We start from the raw sequence: 15,799 nt of genomic DNA, 5'->3' as shown, positions 1-15,799 counted from the left end.
TGGTGATCCTTCAACTCGCCCCACGAGGCGGACTTGCTATAAACCGGTGGACTCACTCAACCCTGACACGTAGGGGAGCGCCGTCGCAAGGCTCACGCGAGCCGACGTTCGATGAGCGTCGCGGCGGTGTGCACCGTCCGCATCCGCTCGCGTTCGGACCTTTGCGGACACCGCCTGACCCCGTCGTCGCCGCCGTACGCCGCAGCGACTTTGCGACGAGTTCTCGGGCAAGACACGTGCGGGTCGCGATTAGCCGGACCGAAGCGTCACTCCCCTGCGAGGTAAAAGGCGCTTCGGCCATGCCACGTGCAGATAGATCGCAGGCCGTTCAATCGATCGTGCCTGTGCGATCGATGTTGTCAGGTTGGCCCACGGTTCGCCGCGCTCCTCTCCGGCCTTGTACACGCGCACGGTGCGCATGCCTAATCCCAATGCTGGGCCCGAAGGCAGCTGCCACTGCGACGACGAGCGTCACGATCACGAGGTAGATGAAAACGGACTCCGTGTTCACCCGGCTGAGGAAGAATCCGATGACGATAGCGTTCACTACCGCGGTGACCCTGGAGAAGGCCTGCGCAAGCCCAGTACCGATGCCTCGAACGTCGATCTCGAAGAGTTCAGGAATGTAAGTGTTCAGAACGGTGAACAGTACGGTCGCGGTGATGACCGCGGCCAGACCTCCGCCGACGATCATCGGTACTGCGTCCACGAAGCCGACCAGCAGGTAAGTGATTCCCAAGAGCGCGGAACAGAAGACAATGAGCCACTTGCGCTCGATTCGATCGATGACGATCGAGACGAGAACCGGACCGATGAGGGCTCCGAACGAGACGATCACGAAGATCGGGTAGGCCTCGTTGAGGGGGTATCCGCGCTGGTCGAGGATGACGGGAAACCAGTTGTTTAGTCCCGTATTGATGATCAGGAGCGATCCGAATAGAACCATTGCAATGACAGTGCGCTTGATGACACGTGGGCGGAACAGGTCGAGCAGAGATCCCTTCCCAACGTCAGCCACGGGCTCGGGTGCCAGCGGTTTCGGGAGCGGCTGTCGCTTGGCGCGTGTGTGTTCGTCTTCCCACGCTTGGACAGCCGAGTTGGCCTTTTCAATTTGGCCATGCGAGGCCAACCATCGAGGTGATTCTGGGAGCAGCCAGAGCGCCGGGATAACGGTGATCAGCCCTAGGGAGCCGAACAGGAACACGTAGTGCCAGTTTCCGGAGGGCACCGCGAAGCTGGCCACCGCGGTGAGGACGACGAACTAGAGCTGGCGGAGTAGGCAACGACGGCATCCCCGCCGGAGCGAGGACTGGACGATCCAAGGGACTACCTCCGTGATTTCGGTGACCGGAGTCACACGGGCGACGAGGACGGGGTACGTCATAGATCGCCGCTGTCGTCACGAGGCACGACAGGAAGCTCGATACGAGAGGTTCCTAACCACACATGATGATCAAAGCGAGGGTCCGACTGCGGATCTGCCCCAGCGAAGTTCGGCAACCAGCGGGGATACGAGCTTGAAGACACCTGGACTCGTATGCTATGCCTCCTCTTGAACACCCAGGACGTTGGCAGCAACGAAACCGCATGCATTTGGCGATCACCCTCAGAGCGAACGATCCCATCGGTGATCAGCACTGAGTGACCGTCGGGGTCAACATCACACAGCCGCACCACCCAGTCAGCCGAGGTTGCGGTGGACTCTACATCGAGTGTGATGACAGGATGTCCTGTGACTTCGAGATCATGCGCAAGCGGAGTCGTGGTGTAAGTCAGAACGTCTTCCCTTGTCTCGATAGCGTCCTGTCGCAACGGGCCAGCGGCGTAAGCCTCCATGAGCGTCGCGCCGCCCACCGTCGGGACGGGAGTGCGAGGGCGATGCGTGAATGAGTCACGACTCGGATCCAAACATTGCTCTTCAAGCAGAACGCCGTTGGTTCCCAGGTACATCGTGGATGTCACGGCGCGGGCGAGGGGCCACTCGTTCTCCGTGCGCCATACGTTATCGCCCATGACGAAGATCTCGACAGGGGGTATTTCTGAAGCCGATCCGGCGTCCTCCAAGTGGGAGCGGAACCAATCACGCTGCAGCTCCCAGATGTTTGTCTCCATGCGGAGCCGATTCATGTCTGCCCCTACACCGAACGACATGTCCCCTACATGCGGTGATTGGTTGACGTGAGTCCAGGGACCGATCACGAGCCGAGACGGCACCCCGCGTGACCGCTGATCCATGAACGACTCGATCGTTCCGTCCACGAAGATGTCGAACCATCCGCCGATGTTCAGCGCCGGCGTCGTCGGTCTTGAGTTTAGGCGCAGCGATTGTCGATGGGGGAGTGCGTGTCTCTCGAGTGCGGAGGCGCGGTCTTGGTCGGCGGGGTACAACTCGGTGTGCAAGTTACTCAGGTCGTGGGTTAGCGCACCCATTTTTTGTTGCAACTGCTCCGGGTCGTCTTGATATCGCCTGCGTATTTCCTCGATCCCCTGGGCCAAGTCCCACGGCGACCAGTGGTGAGTGGGGATGAGTTCGGGCGGAAACAACGTCTCTGTGGTGAACATAGGGGCGATCGCTGTTAGAGCCCCCGGCTGCTCGCCGGCCGCTGCGAACTGAGTGGCTCCGAAGTAACTGAGTCCGTACATGAACACGTGGCCGCTCGAGCCGGGAAGGGTCGACGCCCACATCACCGTGTCGTAGCCGTCCTCATTCTCCGTTGCCATCGGCTCCCAGTTGCCTTCGGAACGGAAGCGACCCCTTGTGTCCTGAAGGACGACGATGAACCCCTGCTGCGCGAAGTACGTTGGCATCAACATGGAAAGTTCATAGCTTCGGTGCTTCCCGTAGGGAAGACGGCATAGTAGGACCGGGTGGGTGCCGTCCTCATCCGGCCTGTAAACGTCGGCCCTCAGGACTACACCGTCCCGCATTGGTATTGACACGTCAAAGTCGATTGTCATGCTCGACATGTAGGCCTCCAACCCATCGTTGTCTAAACATTACCGAACGTTGTCTAAAAATTACACAACGTTGTTTAGTCCGCTGCGGCGTCGAGGCACTGACTTCGCCAACGAACCGCACTGCTAGGCCACGGGAAGGGACTGCTGCACGGATAGGTGACAGGTTGTAGTCACGCCGCCAGTGCGACGGTCGTGTTCATGATGGTCTCGAACTCGATGGGGGTCAAACGTCCAAGTCGGCGTTGGCGTCGTCGGCGGTGGTAGGTCCGTTCGATCCAGGTGACGATCGCGATCCGCAGCTGCTCGCGTGTGGTCCAGGAGCGGCGGTCGAGGACGTTCTTCTGAAGCAGCGCAAAGAACGATTCCATGGCCGCGTTGTCTCCGCTCGAGCCCACTCTTCCCATGCTTCCGACCATGCGGTGGCGGGTCAGCGCACGTAGGAATTTCCGGCTTCGAAACTGAGATCCTCTGTCGCTGTGGACCACGCAGCCGGCGACGTCGCCGCGCATCGCGACAGCGTTCTCGAGGGCCTGAACCGCCAGCCGGGACTTCATCCTCGAGTCGATCGAGTACCCGACGATCCGACCGGAGAAGACGTCCTTGATCGCGCAGAGATAGAGCTTGCCCTCACTCGTTTTGTGCTCCGTGATGTCCGTGAGCCAGAGCTCGTTCGGTGCCTCGGCGGCGAACACATGCCGAGTCCTGCCGTCCTCGTCGACCACCGCGCAGAGGTCGTCGTGGACCGGCGGGCCGGGCCGGCGGCCCTTACCCCGCTTGTGCTTCCCGAACGCGCTGAACCAGCCGTTGCTCGACGCGATCCGCCACGCGGTCCGGTCCGACATCGCCTCACCTGCGTCTGCGGCTTCATCGGCGAGGAGCCGGTGCCCGAACTCCGGGTCGTCCTTGTGAGCATCGAACAGTGCGTTCGCGCGATACGCCTCCACCACCTCGCTCTCGGTGATGGGGTTCGCCAGCCACCGGTAGTAGGGCTGGCGAGAGAGCTTGAGCACCCGACACGTCACCGTCACAGGAATCCCTGCGGTGGCGAGCTCCGTCACGAGCGGGTAGAACCTTTCCCGGCAGGTTCGCCTGCGACAGATACGCCGCCGCCCGTCGCAGCACCTCGTTCTCCTGCTCCAGCAGCCGGTTCCGCTTCCGCAGCTCACGGATCTCCGCCGCCTCGGACCGGGACTGACCCGGCGCCGTGCCCTCCTCGACCTTGGCGCGGTGGAGCCACTTCTGCAGCGTCATCGGATGAACACCGAAGTCTTTCGCGATCTGCTCGATCGTGACTCCGGGCTCGCGGTTCTGAGCGACGCGCACGACGTCGTCACGGAATTCACTCGGGTAGGGCTTGGGCACAGCAACATCCTTCCAGGCCCACCACGCGGGCAAGCCAGATCAGATGTCACCTACTCGTGCAGCAGTCCCCATCGCTCTCGGTTGCACTACCTGCACGCGATATTGACGTCGACGGCCGCCTTAGCGAGTTCGCTAGCTGCGTCGTTGATGCCTTCTGTGTCTCGATCGCGGAGCGCGATCAGCAGCTCATCCATTCCTTCGATGATGGCGCTGTGAGGCTCGGGCTGCGGAACGCCGGTATCGGTCACGCGCGGAATGCTGCGTCCAGAGTCCGAAGGAGGCACTGAACGATCCCTCGCATCCGGGCGAATACGACCGGTGCGATCTTGCAATTGTGATCAAAAACCCCTGATGAGAAGCATCATATTTCAGAGGGGGAGGCGATGCCAAGAATCGAAGCTGACATAAGATACATTATCGGCTCTATTGCTATTCGCTTCTTCACCTAGTTGATAGCGCTTACAGATAGATGAAGGTGCAGATTGATATTGAACTCAAGGCTCGAGTGGATGCCGTACTCATCTTACATTTCTACTCGGCGAATGCGCCGCGCCGCCTGGGTGCATCGTCCCCGAACACGCAGTTGTCGAGTCAACGACGCTTCACGCGTCAAGGATCGCTATGCGGACGCTGGAGTTCATACTGATCTGAATCCCGGCGGTTCAGGCGAGGAGGCCCGCTCGCCGTTGGTGAAGGTATGGCTGAACTCGTGCATGAAACTGTCACGCGATATCGGTCCGTCACTCAAGGGAACGGGTAGTTTTCCGTATCTGCAGCGTTACAGGGACGTGCAGTGTCCGCGGCGCCGTCCTGTGACCGTCGATCCGCTCCGCGAGCATTGTGACAGCGTTCTTCGCCATGAGGTCGAGAGGTGTGCGCACGGTGGTCAATCCGATATGCCGCGATTCCGGGACGTCATCGAAGCCCACGACGGAGAAATCGTTGGGGACGGACATCCCGAGACTGCTCGCTGCGCTCAACACGCCAAGGGCGATGGCGTCGCTCGCGGCGAACACTGCGCTGGTGCGCGTCTGCGAGGAGAAGACTCGTGAGATCGCTGCCACGCCGAACTCCTCCGTAAAAGAACCCATCAACGTGACTTGCTCACCCGGGTCCACGTCGTACCGTCGGAGGGCGTCGGCGAATGCCCTATTCCGCTCCTGGGTCGATTGCAGGCTGGCTGGACCACCGACAAACGCGATGTTTCGGTGGCCTTGAGCGCACAGATATGTGGTCGCTTGAAAGGCACCGGCGTAGTCGTCCACAAGCACGGCGTCGACCGGGGGGAGGTCACTGACCTCTTCATCTACGACCACCACGGGGGTGCCCTGGTCGATGACCTCGGCCAGCGCGGCGTTCGTCCGATAGTTCCCTGCGTAGAGGAATCCCTTCACACCGACGGACTCAAGGAGGTATACGTAGTCAAGCTGTTTTCGAGGGTTATCCAGCGTGCTTGTGACGATCGCGGAATAGTTCTGATCCTCGGCCGCACGGACCAGCCCTTCTGCCAGTCGTCCGTAGTATGAGTTGCCGAGACGAGGGACGACAATGCCCACAGTGGGCCGTCCATCTGGCATGGGTTTCACGGGGGCAGGGACGAATCCAGTGTCCTCGATCGCTGAGCGCACCCGCGCCTCCGTCTCCGGGCGCAGACGGAGATGACCGCTCAGGTACCGCGATATCGTCGAGACGGAGACACCGGCAGCGGCCGCTACGGTGTGATAGCTCACCCGTCCTTGGCGTGAATCAGGCAACGATGTCATTTCCCCTCCAGAGCTCTACCCGTCTTGGGTGCTCATAGCCGTAATACGCTGGGTATCGTCCGGACGGGTATTACTCAACCCACGTGAGCGACAGAGTGCAGCCGCTCCGCGATCTCCAGAAGTCGGAGATCGTTGGCCTCCTCCACCTGCGCGACGAGATCGTCAGGTACGTTAGCGCGACCCGCGAATGCACCTGCAATCGCGGCGGCCATACAGCCGATCGTATCGGAGTCGCCACCGGCGTTTGCCGCTGCGATGGCGGTCAGACGCGGATCCCCCTGGGCAGCCACGAAGAAACCAATCGCTGCGGGGCAGGCTTCGGCTGCCGGGAGGCCGGTGCCCACGATGTCCGAGATGTCACGGATCGCATCGTCGAGGGTACGGGAGCGCGCAGCGAGAGATACGGCGATGTCGATGCGACGAGATACCGAAGGTCCCGGTACGCGCCGACCTTCGCGTGCGCCGAGTTCCTCTCCTAGTTCCGCGCCGTGTCTGGCGGCGCGCACCACATCGACGACCGTCGCCCCGTCAACGCACGCCCACGCCACCGCGGCAGCGATCGCGGCCGCACCGGAGACGCCGATGTTGGTATTGTGGCTCGGCACGCAAGTGAGATGTGCGGCGCGGACCGCGCCCTCGATGTCACCCGGGTGGACGAGCCCAACCGGCGCGACCCGCATCGCCCCGCCGTTGCTCGCCCCGACGTTCATGGTGGCACCTTCCCGCCCCACGACCCAAGGGTCGTCCCCTGCCTTGAGGCGATCGATCGCCGCGCGCGTCGTGGGACCAGCAAAATGGGGATAGTAGGCAGGATTGCCTGACCAGCGGATGAGCAACTCACTCATGACCTCAGGGCTCACCTCACCACCGTGATCCGCCAAAGCTTCGGCGAGAAGGAGCATCTGGCTGGAGTCGTCCGTGATCTGCCCAGCTGCCCTGCCTTTGGCGTACGGCGCATCCGGCAGCGGAGCATGGAAGTTCTCGACACGACCACCGAATAACTCGGGGATCTCGGAGATGGACCACTCCTCGGTAGGCGCGCCGAGTGCGTCGGCGATGCAGGCCGCCGCGAGGCTTCCGTGGATTCTTTCGAGCAGTTTCATGGGGTGACCTCCTGTGAGAGTTGAACGCCCTGAAGGCGTCGCGCATAAAGGGAACTGTTAGCCGGGGTGGCGCGCGTGTACGATCGAGCGCCCACATGCTCTACGCAGAGCGAAGAAGCCGCCACACCCGCTAGAAGACTCGACGGCAGATCGCTCCCCCCGGCCCAAGAGCCGAGAAAAGCGCCCGCCAGTGCATCTCCGGCGCCGGTGGTGTCGGCAACCTGCTCGACCTGTGTACGGGCAGACCACGAACCCGACGAGGCATAGCAGTGCGCACCGCGACTACCGTCCGTGAGTACCACTACGTCTGAACCGAGTCCCCGGAATTCTTCGGCGCACCGTGTGAAGTCGCCATTGGCGACCTGGTCGACGGTGGCACGATTGGCGAAAACTATTGAGCTCATCCCAACCAGTGCTTCCATCGTTTCCCGATCCGAGCGTGCCGAAGCGGGCTCGATGTCGATTGCCACCAGAGCCCCAGCTTCTCGAGCGCGGACTGCGATGTCGAGTGCCCAAGTGAGGTCGTCTGCCAAGGGCACAACCACTCTGGCCGAGCCCAGGGCGGCTTCTGTGATATCCCGCGCCTCTGGGACCTTCATATCCGTCTCCGCCCCTACAAGGGCCTTTTCTCCGGTCTTGTCTAGCTGGACAAAACAGAACCAGCTCGCCCCATCCGATCCGCGGATGCTCCGGGATGTGTCCACGCCTAAGGCTCGCAGCTCCTCGATCTGCGCGACGCTCGCACTGTCTGAACCATATGTCGTAATGAGTCCGGAGCGTGCACCCACGTAGGCCACCGCGGCACTCAGATTGGCGCTCATGCCTCCCCCGTGCACGCCAAGCAACCTTCCAATCGCCTTGTCGTCCGCGCGAGCGATATGGGGAACCTGAATGAAGTAGTCCACGCTCGCATCGCCCACAGCGAGCACATCCATTGCCCGGGATTCGGAACGGGCGGCGTCACTTCGCATTGTTGCTGGGACCTCTCGAGCTCGCCCGCTTCGGGCGGAACCCTGTGAAGCCGGACAGAAGTGCGGAGATGACGAGCAACGCTCCGAGAACGCCAGCCTGGATGGTCTGCGAGAGACCCGCCAGTTGCAGTCCCGAGTTCAGTACAACCACGAGAAGTACAGCGAGTGCGACACCGCCCAGGCTTCCGCGGCCGCCGAAGATGTGGATCCCGCCCAGCACAGCGATTGTGACCGCCTGCAACTCGAGGTTTAGACCCGCAGCGGGACGGGCCGTGAGTAGCCACGAGTTGCTAACCACGGCGGCGACGGCGGCGAGCACCCCGCTCCAGCAGTAAAGCGAAAAGCGCAGTCGCACGACGTTAATGCCGACGAGAGCAGCGGCGAGATCATTGTTGCCGACCTGGTAGATGCGCCGACCATAGCGCGTGTACGCGAAGACCGCCCCCACGATCAGGTAGCAAGGGATGAGAACCAGAATAACTTGGGTGGGAACTCCCAGCACGGTGCTGTTGCCCAGGAACCGGAAGCCGTCCCGGTCCATTCCGCCCGTCTGTCCGCCCCCGGTGAGGACCATCGCAAGCGAGCTATATAGGAAAAGTGTGCCGAGGGTAGAGATCAGCGCCGGTATCCGAATCACCGTTACGAGGAAACCGTTTAGCGCGCCGAGCGCGAGCCCAGAAAGCAGCGCGAAGAGCGCCGCGATCCACGGACTCACGCCAGTGCCCTGGGCGACGAGTCCCATGACGACGCCTGACAAGCTCATCGTCGAGCCGACTGATAGGTCGATACCACCTTCGCCTCCGAGGATAACCATGGCCTGCCCCAACGCGAGCAACCCGACCACGGCGCCGAATTGCGTCATAGAGAGGAGGTTGTCTACGCGGAGAAAGTATGGGGAAAGCAGGCTCATCACAATGCTGACGATCACCAACAACACCGCGAGCACAACACGGCGGTCAGACCACGAGATTTGACGCAACGTGGGGGTGATTGTGATTGATGTTGTCGTTTTCATAGGGAGATCCTTCGCTTTGCGTCCAGCACCCGTCGTGTGAGGACATCCGTGGCAACGGCGATGATCAGTGCGGATCCGACCATTACACCGCTGAGCAGCGACGGCACGCCCAACAGGACGATGCCGTTCTGCAGCACTACGATGAAGGCCAGCCCGGTCAGCGTCTTAAGGACGCCACCAGAGCCGCCCAAGATGCTGGTCCCACCGAGCAACACGGCTGCGATAGCGGGCAGCGTTAGATCATTGCCCGCATTCGACTGCACGACGCCGAGGCGTCCGGCGTACACGATGGCTGCCAGGCCGACGAGCACGCCGACGATAATGTAAGCGAACAGAATCGTCCTGGCGACCGGTACACCGAGCAGTCGGGCGCTCTCCGGGTCATTTCCGATGGCATAGATCCGTCGCCCGAACACTGTGTAGCGAAGCACCCAGGCAAGCAGTATAAAGACCCCGAGGGTGAGCAGCGCGGCGTTGGGTATCGGCCCTACTCTTGCGAGCGGCCCGAGCCAGCTGATGAGCGGGCCAGTGAACAGGTCCGTCTTGTCCCAAAGCAGGAAGAGGACCATGCGGTAGATCGCCGCCATACCGAGGGTTGCGATGATTGCCGGAACCTTGCCGAGTGCGACGAGCGAGCCGTTGATAGCGCCAAGAATGGCACCCAGCAGCACCGCGGCTGGGACGACGACCACGATCGGCATTCCGCTTGTGGTGAGGCTCACTGCCACCCAAGCGACGACCCCAACCATGTTGCCGACGGAGACGTCAATCCCCCCGACCAAGACCACCAGGGTGACACCCGCGGCGACGAGACCGATGTCAGCTGCGTTGACGAGGATGTTCGCGAGATTGTTTGGCGCGAGGAAGCCAGGTGCGGCTATCGCGAAGAAAACCAGTTCTGCCAATAGCAGAATTGGCACCAATCCCTGCCGGAGGAAGCGCGTGAGGGTGACGTTTACCGAGGAAAACCCGTGTTTCACGGTTAGCTCTGTCTGCTCAGACATCATGGTTCACTCCTACCGCGGCGCGCAGCACCCGTTCCTCTGTCATCTGGTCATCTGTCAGGTGTGCGACCATGCGTCCTTCGCGCATCACGTGAATACGGTCAGAGACAGCGAGAAGCTCTGGCAGCTCGCTAGAGATCACCAGGACTCCCATTCCGCCGCGGGCCAACTCGATGATCATGCGTTGCACATCGACCTTTGTCGCGACGTCGATTCCTCGCGTCGGCTCATCCAGGATCAGCATGGTCGGCTCGACGGACAGCTGACGGGCGAGGAGCACCTTCTGCTGGTGCCCACCGGACAGAGAAGTGATGTAGGCGGATGGCCGAGATGCCTTGATCCGCAGACGATCGATCCATCCCCTGATGAGCTGACGCTCTTCGGAACGCCGAACAACGTCAAAGGCGCGCGTCAGTCGCGGCAAGACCGAAGCGGTCAGGTTCGTGCCGACGCTCATGTACGGGAAAATGCCCTGCGTCTTGCGGTCTTCCGGTAGGTAGGCGATCCCGTTGGCGATTGCATGAGCGGGAGATGTCGGGACGAACGAGGCTCCGTTGAGCGTGACCGTCCCTCCAGTAGACGGGAGCTGTCCGAGCAAGCCCATGGCCAACTCGGACCGCCCCGCCCCGACGAGCCCGTAAATGCCGACGGTCTCGCCCTTGCGCACGTAGAGGTCCACGTCCTTCACGACTTCACCCACGGAGTAGTCCTGGACGTTCAGGACCTCTTCCCCCGGTTGGGCAGGGGATCGTTCGACAGAGCTATCGATCTCCCTGCCCATCATCAGCGTCATAATCTCGTCGTGATGTGCAGACACGGGTAGCTCCCCAACAAATTGGCCATCCCGCAGCACAATCAGCCGATCGGCCACCAGAGGGAGCTCGTCGAACCGGTGTGTAATGTAGAGCACACTCACGCCCTGCTCCGCCAGATTGCGCACGACATCGAACAGTCGCAATGCCTCGGCATTCGTAAGGATCGACGTGGGCTCATCCAGGATCAAGACCTGGGCTTTGATGTCCACCGCTCGCGCGATGAGCACGAGTTGCTGTTCGGCGAGCCGCAGCCCCCCCATCTCACGATCGAGAAGATCCGTCGAGAATCCCAGTCTCTGGAACAGCTCTTCAGCCCGACTGCGCACCTGACGCCAGCTAAGTACGCCGAGTGCGTTGGAGAGCTCACGGCCTACAAAGAGATTCTCCAGCACCGACATCCTCGGGAAGAAGGACGGCTCCTGGTAGACAATGCTCACCCCTGACGCCAGCGCCTCGGCCGGCGACTTGGGATCATATTCCTCGCCGTTCAGCCGAAGGCTACCGACATCCGGCGAATGTACACCGGCGATCGCCTTAATTAGGGTGGACTTTCCCGCGCCGTTCTCGCCGAGCACGGCCAGGCGCTCGCCCGCCTTCAGCGTGAAGGAGACGCCGTCCAGAGCGACGGTTACGCCGAAGCGCTTAGAGATTCCATGAATCTCTAGACGATTAGGAGCCATTCTCTTCCTCCAGTTACCGATTCTGATTTTCTAGCTTCGCGAAAGGAGAATCAGAAGTCGTAATCATCCATGTTCTCCTTCGTGAACACGGCTGCCGGACCGAGGAAGAGCTCCTTGGTTTCTGCGTCGTAGGTGACTGGGTTGTCCAGGCCGGGAACATTCTGCTCAGCCTGGAACTCCCGACCTTCGATGAGCTCGTTCATCGCCCAGACGGTCAGAGCACCAAGATCGAGCATGTCCCAGAGCACGGTTGAGTAAACCGTGCCGCTCTCGAGGAACTTGCGTGCTGTCGCCGGGCTCGTGGAGGCTACGACCTGCACGACGCCCGACTTGCCGGAGGTCTCTACGGCCTGTGCGACGCCGGGGAGTGCGCTGGAAGGAATGGAGAACACTCCATCGACATCCGGGAACGCGGTCAGGACGTCCTGGGTCTCCTTCAGTGCGGTGGCCGTGTCAGAGGTATATCGGACACCGCCTACCAGTTCGAGATCAGGATAGTTCTCCCCGATGTAAGTGTCGATAGCGTCGATCCAACCGTTCATGTTCGGCGAATCTGGAGCACCCGAGATTATCGCAAACTGACCCTCCTCCGTGCCGATCGCCTCGACCATTTGGTCGACAAGGGCCTTACCGACCGCGTCGAAGCTCGCAGGCTGGACCATCACCTGGCGCTCGCTGTCAGGGGCGTCGCTGTCCGAAGTGATCACGACCGTCCCCTTCTTGCGCGCAGTTGAGATAGCGGGATCGAGGGAAGCGGGGTCGAGGGCTGAGACGGAGACGGCGTCGTAGCCCTGCTGCACGAAGCTGTCGAAGATTCTTAGCTGCTCCGTGGCATCTACCGTGGCCGGGCCGCCCTGCGTGTACGTGATGCCCAGTCGCTCCGCTTCGGCGGTCGCGCCGCGGTTGAACGCCTCAAAGACGGGGATACCCTCGATCTGCGACACAAAAGCGACACGGACTCCGTCACCGCCGTCGCCTGTCGACGCGCTCGAATCTTCCTCCCCTGCCGGTGTTGTAGAGCTGCATGCTACGAGACTGAACACTAAGGCTGCTGCGAGCGGAACCGCCGCCAACCCCCGGCGCCGGTGGGGCGATTTCCCGCTGCTATCACGGACGGATGAAAAGAGTTGCGTGATCGTGTTCATGTTTTTGCTCCATTGCATTCATTGGTGGTGGTGGTGGTGGTGGTGGTGGGGTCACAGGCGCCGGCATGTGCCCGCGGGTTATGCGGTCAGTGCACGCGACCGGTCAAGCGCATATGGTGCGTGCCAGAGCGGGGTGTTGCTGAGCGGCAGGACAGATGAATCGAGTTCTGCTCCGATCACCTCGCGAAGATAGTCACGACGCTGTCCGATGCGCTCCCAGGTCTCCGGGTACAGCTGGGCGATCTGCTGCTGAAGGTCGTGGTCGGCAAGTGCGATCCCATCTTCGACGTTAACTCCAACGTGCGGACCCTTCCCTGCCGGGATAATGTCGCCCTGGAGAAGCAAGCCGCTGCGCAATGTTGCGGTGTTGCCTTCAACGAACGGTGAATGCATCCACTCCTCGAAACCGAGCGTGTGACCCGGGTTCAGCGCGAAGTCGAAAAGCTCAGGATCACGGGTCCGGTCTGCGGCGGCGAACACGTCTCCTCCGGTCGTGCCGACTCGGACCGCACCGTACCAGGAGAGCATCGTGTCGAAGTAGTTCCGCACAACTGCGTCGTAGAACGCGCCCGTTTCAGCAGAGAGGTCGGCGGCGGAGTGAGCAACCATGCCAGAGCGGCAGGTCAACGAGCCGCGTAGACCTTGTGCGATCTGGTACGCGTCGCCGAGCTCGACCCGCTGGTCCGACGGCGAGGAGAGTCCACGCGCGGTTTTCGAGCCGAAGTTCACCATGAAGTGCACCGAATGAGCGATACCTCCATCAAAGAGGTTCATCGCCAACTCGTCAGCGCGGATGCCGAGCGTGAGCGCCTTCAGCACAGCGTTCACACTCGCGCTGTTGAAGCTCGCGGCGTACTCGGCCTCGGCAATCTCGTGTGCAGTGTTGATGCTACGAAGCCCGTGCTCGGGATCAACGAAAAGATCCTGCGCATTGACGAGGTTCTCTTCGCCGACGAGAGCGCGGAGGGTGTCGACGATGTAAGACGGGATGCCGAATGCCTTCGCGGGGTCGGCGATGAATCCTGCGCTGAAGTTCTTCGCGCCCACGACGCCGGTCTTTGCTCCGGATGCCAACCCGGCGGAGCCGAGGAGATCTGAGAGCTGCACGGGACGGTGGCGGAACTGTCCCTGGGGGCTCAGCTCTTGGTAGAGCTCGACACGGATTCCCAGGTCGGGGTGCGGCGCATAGCCGAGGTTCTCATTGCCGAGCAGGATGGTGCCCTCACCGTCGCGGGTAAGAACGAAGATGCCCTCCTCGAACCGAGGGTCGACGCCGGTGAGGTAGTGCAGGTCGCCGCCGTGCTCTCGATCACCGTAAATAACGAGTGCGTCCAGGTTAGAGCGGGTCATCGCCTCCACCGCGGATGCGCGACGCTCCAGGAACCTCGTGACCGGAACCTCGGGTCGCGTCGTGGGCAGGCCGATGTGGGGCTCGGGAATCTGGGCGATCTGTGCCATTTTTTCTTCCTTCGTACGGGGTCTTTCCCTGACGATAAGGGTCGTTGCGCAACAAAGTCAAGTCGTTGCGCACGGTCTTGCGCAAGTATCAGAGAGCACCGTAATCAAGATGTGACCGGGCGCGAGCTGACTGCTTAGCGCCCAATTAGCGCTGCTCTCATGACGGCTGCTAGCTCGCCGAGCGACTGGCGCAGGTGCAGGCCGTTCGTCGCGGCCACACGCACCATCACACCGGCATTGTTTGGTAGCAGCGAAGACGCGATATACCGGTTTTCGTCGCTACGGTCCCGTCCGATGGCAGGTAGCACATGGCTATCCTCAGTGATCACGACGATTTGGCCCACGGCGCTGAGGGTGCTGACGCGACTGGGCATTGCATCCCACGGCCCCGTCGCGGTGGCGTCGCGCATGAGCAGCGTGCCATCCCGTGATACGCGGGTCTCGCTCGCGTACTCAGTGAACGTCTCCCCCGATTCTCCGCGGAGAGCGACTACCCCCTCCGCGAAGAGAACGTGCGCGCCCGCTTGTACTTGGATAGAAGTCTTCTGTTCGTACCGCGATCCAGGAAACAGCACGCGTGGTTCGGCAACGACCTCGGCTACCCCCCGCGCACCGACGATAATTTCCGTCGACTCTACGATCTTCGTCCCGTCCCGAGAACGGTGCACAGACGGTGCGCCCTGAGTGCGAAGGATCGCATGTGCGTCGTCACCCACCACGAACGCCGCTTGCGTGCTGTCGCCGGCGTTCAGCGTGCTTGACGCACTCTGAACCGTGGTGATCGACGCCGCTGGCGCTTCGGGCGAACGTAACTGACGTCCTACGAAGAACGGCCATCTGAACTTGCGTCTGATCAGATGGGTCTGCCCGTTCAGAGAAGTGAACTCCAGTCGCACGTATGGCTGCATATCAGCGGAAAAGGACGTTCTCGCACAGATGGTCTGCGATCTGGTCTATTCCGACCGCCTCGCGGCACGACGTCATTATTACTGGCCGGTCTTTACGCACTTCGAGCGCTTCCCGCTCCATTTGCGCGATGTCGACGCCAACGTATGGCGCAAGATCTTTCTTATTGACAATCAGCAGGTCGCAGCGCAGAACGCCAGGCCCACGCTTGCGCGGGATGTCACCACCTCCGGCGACGTCGATGACGAACATCCAATAGTCGACGAGATCTGCCGAGAAAGTCGAGGCGAGATTGTCACCGCCACTCTCGAGTAGCACGATGTCCAGGTCAGGAAAACTCTCCGAGAGCTGATCCATGGCCGCCATGTTGTGCGTGGGATCCTCGCGGATGACGGTGTGGGGGCAGGCACCGGCCTCGACGGCCGCCACCCGAGCGGGATCGATGATGCCAGATGCTCTCACCCGGCGCGCGTCCTCGTCAGTCACCAGGTCATTGGTGACGACTGCGACCGATAGGCCACGGCGTTGTAGCTCGGGTATCAGGCTTTCTACCAACGCAGTCTTACCCGATCCCACTGGGCCTCCGATTCCGACTCTCGCCGCAGGAAGTCCATTCATG

The 15,799-nt window shown here is 61.6% G+C and carries 14 protein-coding genes; all 14 read right to left on the bottom strand.

Annotated elements, in window-relative coordinates:
• Positions 1-328 precede the first annotated feature (328 nt).
• Positions 329-1,243 carry an MFS transporter gene (locus ACN0RC_RS14015; protein ID WP_417512524.1) on the bottom strand — a complete coding sequence of 305 codons (915 nt, stop codon included), beginning with the start codon at positions 1,241-1,243 and terminating at the stop codon, positions 329-331.
• A 137-nt stretch (positions 1,244-1,380) separates the two neighbouring features.
• Positions 1,381-2,928, bottom strand: coding sequence for a CocE/NonD family hydrolase (locus tag ACN0RC_RS14010; RefSeq protein ID WP_417512526.1), 1,548 nt, complete (start codon positions 2,926-2,928; stop codon positions 1,381-1,383).
• A 200-nt stretch (positions 2,929-3,128) separates the two neighbouring features.
• Positions 3,129-4,320 (bottom strand): IS3 family transposase gene (locus ACN0RC_RS14005; RefSeq protein ID WP_417512523.1). Its coding sequence is split into 2 segments (ribosomal slippage): positions 3,129-4,034 and positions 4,036-4,320, totalling 1,191 coding nucleotides; the frame shifts between segments, so codons are not numbered across the junction.
• A gap of 86 nt (positions 4,321-4,406) precedes the next feature.
• Positions 4,407-4,568 carry a hypothetical protein gene (locus ACN0RC_RS14000; protein WP_417512522.1) on the bottom strand — a complete coding sequence of 54 codons (162 nt, stop codon included), beginning with the start codon at positions 4,566-4,568 and terminating at the stop codon, positions 4,407-4,409.
• A 492-nt stretch (positions 4,569-5,060) separates the two neighbouring features.
• Positions 5,061-6,050 carry a LacI family DNA-binding transcriptional regulator gene (locus tag ACN0RC_RS13995; RefSeq protein ID WP_417512521.1) on the bottom strand — a complete coding sequence of 330 codons (990 nt, stop codon included), beginning with the start codon at positions 6,048-6,050 and terminating at the stop codon, positions 5,061-5,063.
• A gap of 107 nt (positions 6,051-6,157) precedes the next feature.
• Positions 6,158-7,186, bottom strand: a complete 1,029-nt coding sequence (locus ACN0RC_RS13990; RefSeq protein WP_417512520.1) for an ADP-ribosylglycohydrolase family protein — start codon at positions 7,184-7,186, stop codon at positions 6,158-6,160.
• A complete protein-coding gene (locus ACN0RC_RS13985; RefSeq protein ID WP_417512519.1) occupies positions 7,183-8,121 on the bottom strand; it encodes a carbohydrate kinase family protein in 939 nt (312 codons plus the stop codon). The genes ACN0RC_RS13990 and ACN0RC_RS13985 overlap by 4 nt, the downstream gene beginning before the upstream one ends.
• Before the next feature lie 25 nt (positions 8,122-8,146).
• Entirely contained in the window at positions 8,147-9,019 is an 873-nt protein-coding gene (locus tag ACN0RC_RS13980; RefSeq protein WP_417512518.1) for an ABC transporter permease, read from the bottom strand.
• A gap of 149 nt (positions 9,020-9,168) precedes the next feature.
• A complete protein-coding gene (locus ACN0RC_RS13975) occupies positions 9,169-10,179 on the bottom strand; it encodes an ABC transporter permease (protein ID WP_417512517.1) in 1,011 nt (336 codons plus the stop codon).
• Entirely contained in the window at positions 10,169-11,671 is a 1,503-nt protein-coding gene (locus tag ACN0RC_RS13970; RefSeq protein ID WP_417512516.1) for a sugar ABC transporter ATP-binding protein, read from the bottom strand. The genes ACN0RC_RS13975 and ACN0RC_RS13970 overlap by 11 nt, the downstream gene beginning before the upstream one ends.
• 50 nt (positions 11,672-11,721) lie before the next feature.
• Positions 11,722-12,816 carry an autoinducer 2 ABC transporter substrate-binding protein gene (locus tag ACN0RC_RS13965; RefSeq protein WP_417512515.1) on the bottom strand — a complete coding sequence of 365 codons (1,095 nt, stop codon included), beginning with the start codon at positions 12,814-12,816 and terminating at the stop codon, positions 11,722-11,724.
• Positions 12,817-12,894: 78 nt separating this feature from the next.
• Positions 12,895-14,274 (bottom strand): hypothetical protein, encoded by a 1,380-nt coding sequence (locus ACN0RC_RS13960; RefSeq protein ID WP_417512514.1) that lies wholly within the window; start codon positions 14,272-14,274, stop codon positions 12,895-12,897.
• A 134-nt stretch (positions 14,275-14,408) separates the two neighbouring features.
• Complete coding sequence (locus tag ACN0RC_RS13955) at positions 14,409-15,170, bottom strand: urease accessory protein UreD (RefSeq protein WP_417512513.1); 762 nt, start codon at positions 15,168-15,170, stop codon at positions 14,409-14,411.
• A gap of 13 nt (positions 15,171-15,183) precedes the next feature.
• A complete protein-coding gene (gene ureG, locus ACN0RC_RS13950) occupies positions 15,184-15,798 on the bottom strand; it encodes an urease accessory protein UreG (RefSeq protein WP_417512512.1) in 615 nt (204 codons plus the stop codon).
• Between the last annotated feature and the right edge of the window lies 1 nt (position 15,799).

This window comes from Microbacterium sp. (assembly GCF_048259935.1).
Lineage (GTDB): Bacteria > Actinomycetota > Actinomycetes > Actinomycetales > Microbacteriaceae > Microbacterium.
The sequence above is the reverse complement of the archived record's forward strand: the minus strand, read 5'-3'. Positions and strand labels throughout refer to the sequence as shown.

Bases quoted from the DNA above. Each gene is read 5' to 3' on its own strand.
- ACN0RC_RS14010 (WP_417512526.1), bottom strand. From the start codon at position 2,928: ATGCGGGACGGTGTAGTCCTGAGGGCCGACGTTTACAGGCCGGATGAG.
- ACN0RC_RS13990 (WP_417512520.1), bottom strand. From the start codon at position 7,186: ATGAAACTGCTCGAAAGAATCCACGGAAGCCTCGCGGCGGCCTGCATC.
- ACN0RC_RS13985 (WP_417512519.1), bottom strand. From the start codon at position 8,121: ATGGATGTGCTCGCTGTGGGCGATGCGAGCGTGGACTACTTCATTCAG.
- ACN0RC_RS13980 (WP_417512518.1), bottom strand. From the start codon at position 9,019: ATGACGCAATTCGGCGCCGTGGTCGGGTTGCTCGCGTTGGGGCAGGCC.
- ACN0RC_RS13975 (WP_417512517.1), bottom strand. From the start codon at position 10,179: ATGATGTCTGAGCAGACAGAGCTAACCGTGAAACACGGGTTTTCCTCG.
- ACN0RC_RS13970 (WP_417512516.1), bottom strand. From the start codon at position 11,671: ATGGCTCCTAATCGTCTAGAGATTCATGGAATCTCTAAGCGCTTCGGC.
- ACN0RC_RS13965 (WP_417512515.1), bottom strand. From the start codon at position 12,816: ATGAACACGATCACGCAACTCTTTTCATCCGTCCGTGATAGCAGCGGG.
- ACN0RC_RS13960 (WP_417512514.1), bottom strand. From the start codon at position 14,274: ATGGCACAGATCGCCCAGATTCCCGAGCCCCACATCGGCCTGCCCACG.
- ureG (WP_417512512.1), bottom strand. From the start codon at position 15,798: ATGAATGGACTTCCTGCGGCGAGAGTCGGAATCGGAGGCCCAGTGGGA.